The sequence below is a fragment of the Microbacterium sp. R1 genome (genome assembly GCF_015159725.1).
Lineage (GTDB): Bacteria > Actinomycetota > Actinomycetes > Actinomycetales > Microbacteriaceae > Microbacterium > Microbacterium oxydans.
In genome coordinates, this window is the sequence record NZ_JADDUD010000007.1 from 126169 (window position 1) to 132589 (window position 6421).

The window sequence follows — 6421 nt, forward strand, 5'->3', positions numbered from 1 at the left end:
GTCAGCGCTCCGCGCGGGCGAATCGGTCCGTCGCCGCCCGGAGCGCCTTCTGCGTGCCGGGTTCCGTGGCCGCGTGGCCGGCGTCGTCGACCACGACGAACTCCGCCTCCGGCCAGGCACGGTGCAGATCCCACGCGGTCATCATCGGCGTCGCGACATCGTGGCGCCCCTGCACGATCACCGTCGGGATGTGCCGGATGGCGTCGACTCCGGCGATCAACTGGCCCTCTTCCCACCAGCCCCGGTGGACGAAGAAGTGGTTCTCGATGCGGGCGAATGCCGTGGCCTTGTCGGGATCGGCCATCGCCTCGATCTGCGCCTCGTTCGGCGTCAGGGTGACGGTCGCCGCTTCCCAGGTGGACCAGGCGATCGCTGCCGGGACGTGCACAGCGGGATCGGGATCGAACAGACGGCGGTGGTAGGCCTCGATCATGTGCGAGCGCTCCAGCACCGGGATGGGCTCGATGAACTGCTCCCAGAGATCGGGGAAGAGCGCCGCTGCTCCGCCCTCGTAGAACCACTCGAGCTCGACGCGACGCAGCGTGAAGATGCCCCGGAGCACCAGCTCGGTCACGGCTTCGGGGTGCGCCTGCGCGTAGGCGAGGGCCAGCGCGCTTCCCCACGATCCTCCGAACACCTGCCACCTCTCGATGCCGAGGTTCTTACGCAGCAGCTCGATGTCGGCGATCAGGTGGGCCGTCGTGATGTAGCGGAGGTCGGCGTCGGGAGCACTCGCATGCGGGGTGCTGCGTCCGCAGCCGCGCTGGTCGAACAGCACGATCCGGTAGCGCTTCGGGTCGAAGAACCGCCGCTGCCAGGGGGACGTCCCGCTGCCGGGGCCGCCGTGGAGGAAGACCACGGGCTTGCCGTCGGGATTGCCGCTGACCTCCCAGTAGACGCGGTGGCCGTCGCCGACGAGCAGCTCCCCGGTCTCGTACGGCTCTATCGGTGGATACAGTGCATCCGTCTTCTTCATCATCGGTCCCCCGGCCGGTCGTGCTGACTACATCGTCAACGGTAGCGGACGTTCTCGCGCCTGTCCGGTATCACGGATCCAGCTGATCGGCGGGCAGGGTCAGCACCTGCGCGCACACACCCAGACCGTTCTGGTAGCCCTCGGCGAACCATCGCTTCCTCTGTTCGCTGGAGCCGTGCGTCCAAGTCTCCGGATTCGAGAAGCCGGACTGCTCCTGGATGTGGTCGTCGCCCACGGCCTCTGCCGCGTTCAGCGCGTCCTCGATCTGCTGCTCCGTCGGCTTCTCCAGGTACGGATTGCCTTCGGCGTCCTCCTGCTCCGTCATCCGCCCGAGCCACCCGCCGGCGTAGCAGTCGGCCTGCAGCTCGATGCGCACTCCGTTGCTGCCGGGGCCCGTTCCGTTGTTCGGGTAACGGTCCATATCGCCTGTGATATTCTGGATGTGGTGCCCCCACTCGTGGCCCACGATGTAGAGCTGGGCGAGATCACCGGCCGAGGCTCCGAACTGCTGCTGCATGAGCTGGAAGAACGTGGGGTCGACGTACACCTTCTCCTCCGGTGGGCAGTAGAACGGCCCGACGGCGTTGGAGGCGGTGCCGCACTGCGTCGAGGTCGCCCCGTCGACGACGATCATCTCCGGCGCGCGGTAGCCCTCGACGTTGTCGCTCCAGAAGGCATCGAGGGCGACCTGCGCACCCGCCATGCGGCAGTCGACGTTCGCGTTGGCATCGGCCCCCGTGTCGCAGTTCTCGATGGCCGATCCGCCGGCCGGCTCGCTGCCTCCGCTCGGAGCGCCGCCGCCGACCAACCCGCTGAGGTCGATGCCGAGCAGAGGACCGGCGATGAGCGCGATGAGCGCGAGCACTCCCACGCCGGAACCGCCGGCGATGGCCGCTGTGCGGCCGCGTCGACGCGTGGTGTTGCCCGAGATGTCGGCATCGGGATTGAAGGTCATGCGTCGAGATTACTCCGAGCAGAAGCATGTCGAACGGACGTAGGCTCGGGGCATGACGACCACGATCACCATCACCGGCGCGGGCGGACAGATCGGCTACGCACTCCTCTTCCGCATCGCGGCCGGAGACCTGCTCGGGCCGGACGAGAAGGTGCGGCTGCGACTGCTGGAGATCCCGCAAGGACTCGGTGCGGCGGAGGGCGCAGCACTGGAGTTGCAGGACGGCGCGTTCGGCCTGCTCGAGCACGTCGAGGTGACCGATGACGCGGCGGTGGGCTTCGACGGATGCGACCTCGCCCTGCTCGTCGGCGCTCGCCCCCGCGGCCCCGGCATGGAGCGGGCCGACCTGCTCGCGGCCAATGGCGGCATCTTCGGCCCCCAGGGTGCAGCCATCGCCGCGAACGCGGCCGCCGGTGTCCGGATCACGGTGGTCGGCAACCCCGCCAACACCAACGCGCTGATCGCCGCAGCCTCCGCCGACGGCGTGCCCGCCGAGCGGTTCACGGCTCTGACGCGCCTCGACGAGAACCGCGCGCGGGCCCAGCTCGCGCTGACCCTCGGCGTGCCGGTGCACACGGTTCGGCGGGTTCCCATCTGGGGCAACCACTCCGCGACGCAGTTCCCCGACATCTCGCATGCGACGGTCGGTGGCCGCCCCGTGCTCGAGCCGCTCGAGCAGATCGTGGGCGACGTGACCACCTGGCTCGACGAGACGTTCATCCCTCGCGTCGCCAAGCGTGGAGCCGAGATCATCCAGGTGCGGGGGTCCTCGTCCGTGGCGTCTGCTGCGAGCGCGACGATCGACCACGTGCGCGACTGGGTACACGGCACCGACGACTGGACCTCGGCCGGCGTCGTCTCCCACGGTGAGTACGGGGTTCCCGAAGGCCTGATCTCGTCGTTCCCGGTGCGTTCGGTCGACGGCGAGTGGCAGATCGTCGAAGGGCTGGAACCGACGGACTGGGCACGTACCAGGATCGATGCCTCCGTCGCGGAGCTGGTCGAGGAGCGTGAGGCCGTTCAGGCGCTCGGTCTCTTGTGAATCCGGTCACCGCGACGCACGACGACAGGGCAGAATGGATGCCGGAGGTGCGCGATGAGCGAGACGATTGATCCCACGAAGACCACGGCATCGGTCGATGCGGCTCTCACGAGCCCCCTGCATCTGCCGCATGATGCCGCAGCGTGCCCGAAGTGCTTCACCGAGCTGCAGCAGAACCGCAACTTCTGGACGGCACGGCCCGACGGTTCGCGCCTGGTAGGCCTCGTCGTGTCGCGAGAGGGCATGCCGTCGGTCGTCCAGCAGCGCGAGGACCTCACTCGCTTCGGCGTGCCGATCGAGGGTTTCCGCCACCCGGCACCCGACATCCTGGAGAGCTGGAACGACCGCCTCGCCCGCCTCATCTCGACGCTGCGCACGGGCGACGTCGTCGTGGTCGTGAACATCAAGGCGCTCGGCCTCGACGCCGACGAGGGCGCACGCACCGTCGCCGAGCTGCGCAAGCACGGCATCATCGTCAAAGTGCTGAACCACGACGCCCGGCACCTGGCCGACGCGGCCGCCGCCCACTGACGGGCGACGATTCCTACGGCGTGGGCTTGGGCGTCGGGCCGAAGGCCGGCTCGCCGGGTGTCACACCGAAGAACAGCGGATCGCTCGGCGACTCCTCGCGCGGCAGGTACCCCTCGGAAAGGTTCGCATCACCGAAGAGCAGGTCCCCGAGCTCGTAACGGTCGCCGGGCCAGCACTTGGTCGTCGCCGTCACGAGCACGTTGCCGTTCGTGATGAACGTCACCGTCAACAACGAGAAGTCACCCTGCTCGCGCACGATCACATCACTCGACTGAGTCTCGCCCGACCCCAGATCCATGCCGTCGAGCTCGTAGCCCGCATCCGTGAGGTACTTCTGCACAGCGACGGATCGCTCGGCATGCTGCTCCGGGTCCACCTCCGTCGATCGGGCGAGAGAGAACTTGTAAGAACCGTCCGGGCATCCCGCCCCCGAAGGCTCCATGCCGAATGAGCCCCCTGGAGCCTCCCACGGGCCGTCGAAGATCAGCGCCTGGACGCCGTTCGTGACCTCCCGATAGTCGAGGTAGTGCTGCTTCGCCTGGGCGACGAGCTCGTCGCCGGTCGGGGTCGCCATGCCGTCTCCTTCATTCGTGCACCCGGTGAGGGCGAGCGCGAGCACCGCCACCGCCGCGGTGATCCGCCAGCGCTTCCCCATCCGCCCGCCCCTTGCTGCCGTTGCCACCACGGCTCAGTTCCACGCCTGGCCGTTAGCCACGATGTAGGCAATGTTACGGAAGGATTCCGAATCGCGAGCGAGGTACCCGTTGTCTTCTTCCCACCAGCCCCAGATACTGTTGCCGCCGTCGTGCGCCGCGTGGCCCGGGGTTCCGAGGCCGTCCTCGGTGCCGCCGCCCACTTTCGGCACGGTGCCGCCGTCGCTTTCGAAGCTGATCGCTCCCGGCAGCTCTTCGGGGTTGGTGCCGTGTCCGAAGGAGCTGTGCTCACCGTAGCGGGCGACCAGATCGCCGGGAGCCCGCGACGCGTAGATCTGCGTGCCGGAATAGTCCATCGGATCATCTCCGGTCCACGTCTGGTGGTAGCCGTCCGGCACTCCCGCCGAGCCGACCGCGATCAGATTGTCGACACCGAGGTTGTCTGGGGATCCACCAACCGCCAGGAAAGCGGTCGTGCTGCCGTACGAGTGCCCGATGACGGAGGTGGTGACGCTCGACGACACCTCGTTGTCGAGCCCTCGCAGCGTGGTGCTCAGAGTCGCGGCCCCCTCTGTGGCGCTGCCCATCGTGTGCTCGGTGAGAAGGTTGGGCGAGTCGTATCCGTACCAGGCGATCGTCGCCGACCTGGTCCCGTCGTTGTACCCGTCGGCGAAGAAGTTCAGGTCGCGTGCGCTCTGCCCCCATGCCTCGAGGTCTCCGAGGCCCGAGAACATCCCGCCGACGAGCACGTTCACGTTGGTGACACCTTTGAGCGGGTCGACGGGGTTCCCGTTCTCATCCTGAATGGTCACGCCGTACATGACGGCAGCGGTGGCTTGCGGCTGCTCGAACGGGTTGAACATCAGCAGCTGCCCCTGGAACCGGTTGATCTCGATACCGAGGTCCTTGAACTGCGTGTCCAACGGCTCGCCGTAGGGTCCGGCGTCGATCACTCGTTCATACGCCGTCCTGTTGGCGAGCATGCGGTCGAGGTAGGGCACGCCTTCGAGGTTTCCGATGAAGCCCGGATACGTGAGACGGAGCGCATCGCGCTGTGCATCGGTGAGACCGTCCCAGATCTCCGTGACCTCGGCAGGGGTGTCGGCGTTCGCCAGCGCGTCGATCGCCGAGAGGGTCGAGTCACTGAGGGTCGAGCCATCCGAACGGACGAGTCCGGCGATCGCTGCACCATACGCCTCGTCCCAGAGCGCGTATGCGGCTTCCCAGCTCTCCCAGAGGCCTTCGAGGGCGCTACGGGTCGTGGCGAGCGAGCTCTGCGCGTCGGTGACGTCCTGTTCCGCGGTCGAGCGCGTGCCGGCGTCGTCGTCGGGGGTGCACATCTGCTGCTGGGACTGTGCGCTCTCGAGATCGGCGACCGCCGCCGCGTGCGCCGCATGCGCGGTCTCGATGTCGTCGATCAGGTCGTTCGCGGTTCTGGCGTGCGTCGCGACAGCCTCACCGTAGGCCCGCACGACGTCGGCGATGCGTCCGAGTGAGGCGATGGTGGGGTTCATCCGATTGGCGAGCAGCCCCGATTCACGCTGCACCAGAGTGATGCTCTGACCTCGCCCCTCGAGGCCGCCGTCGATGTTGCGCAGCACGATCTGCGCGTTCCCTCCGGCGTCCGTGAGCTTTCCGAGATCGGCGTGGATCCCTTCGAGCTGCCCGCTGTCATACTCGATCTCCTCGAGCGTCCACCCGCGGTTAGGAGAGGTCAGCGACATAGTCGGCATCCCATCCGCTGCCCAGTGAGACGTCGAGGTCTTCGAACGACTCGTTGATGCTCGTCAGCCGATCGGTGACGCCGATCCCCGCGAGATGCTGCGCCCGCGCCTCAAGCATCGCCTGCCCCAGCGCGTTCTCGAGCATGACCCGCAGGCCTGTGCGCCCCGCGGGATTGCCGACGCCCGTGTCGCGCGCGGCGATGTCATTGGCGTACATGACGTAGTCACCGATCGAGAAGCTGATCTGCAGGACGGCGCCTTCGAGTGCGCGCTTGTCGATCTCGACGTCTGACATGGCTTCCCCCCGGTTCTGCCGCGATCCACCATAGCCGGACGCTCGCCCTGCGCCGATGGGGAGAACTGCCCATCAGCCCGTGATCTCCGGACCACAAGGCGCGAAGAAGGGGCCGACGGCGAACCGTCGACCCCTTCCCGAAAGCGTGTGTCAGCTGCCGGCGAGCTGCTGGTCCAGATCCTGGATCGCCCGCATCATCCCCAGCAGCGACTCCGACATGTCATTGATGCCATCGACCGCCGTCT

The 6421-nt window shown here is 67.7% G+C and carries 7 protein-coding genes; 2 read left to right on the plus strand and 5 right to left on the minus strand.

Features of this window, described 5'->3' with window-relative positions; all coding sequences use genetic code 11:
* Position 1: 1 nt before the first annotated feature.
* Positions 2–979 carry a prolyl aminopeptidase gene (pip, locus tag ILP86_RS19380; protein ID WP_046746659.1) on the minus strand — a complete coding sequence of 326 codons (978 nt, stop codon included), beginning with the start codon at positions 977–979 and terminating at the stop codon, positions 2–4.
* A 67-nt stretch (positions 980–1046) separates the two neighbouring features.
* Positions 1047–1931, minus strand: coding sequence for a neutral zinc metallopeptidase (locus ILP86_RS19385; protein ID WP_193762712.1), 885 nt, complete (start codon positions 1929–1931; stop codon positions 1047–1049).
* A 52-nt stretch (positions 1932–1983) separates the two neighbouring features.
* On the opposite strand from ILP86_RS19385, the gene ILP86_RS19390 reads away from it, so the two are divergent.
* Together ILP86_RS19390 and ILP86_RS19395 are read left to right on the plus strand one after the other, a co-directional pair.
* A complete protein-coding gene (locus tag ILP86_RS19390) occupies positions 1984–2973 on the plus strand; it encodes a malate dehydrogenase (RefSeq protein WP_193762713.1) in 990 nt (329 codons plus the stop codon).
* Positions 2974–3027: 54 nt separating this feature from the next.
* Positions 3028–3504, plus strand: coding sequence for a dehydrogenase (locus ILP86_RS19395; RefSeq protein ID WP_058631563.1), 477 nt, complete (start codon positions 3028–3030; stop codon positions 3502–3504).
* 13 nt (positions 3505–3517) lie between these two features.
* Here the strand turns inward: ILP86_RS19395 and ILP86_RS19400 are convergent, their stop codons facing one another.
* From ILP86_RS19400 to ILP86_RS19410, 3 genes are read right to left on the minus strand one after another with little or no spacing between them, the layout of a single operon-like run.
* Complete coding sequence (locus tag ILP86_RS19400) at positions 3518–4159, minus strand: hypothetical protein (protein WP_058631564.1); 642 nt, start codon at positions 4157–4159, stop codon at positions 3518–3520.
* Between the two features lie 33 nt (positions 4160–4192).
* Entirely contained in the window at positions 4193–5881 is a 1689-nt protein-coding gene (locus ILP86_RS19405) for an alpha/beta hydrolase (RefSeq protein ID WP_193762714.1), read from the minus strand.
* Complete coding sequence (locus ILP86_RS19410) at positions 5862–6176, minus strand: hypothetical protein (RefSeq protein ID WP_058631566.1); 315 nt, start codon at positions 6174–6176, stop codon at positions 5862–5864. Before ILP86_RS19410 ends, ILP86_RS19405 begins: the two co-directional genes overlap by 20 nt.
* Between the last annotated feature and the right edge of the window lie 245 nt (positions 6177–6421).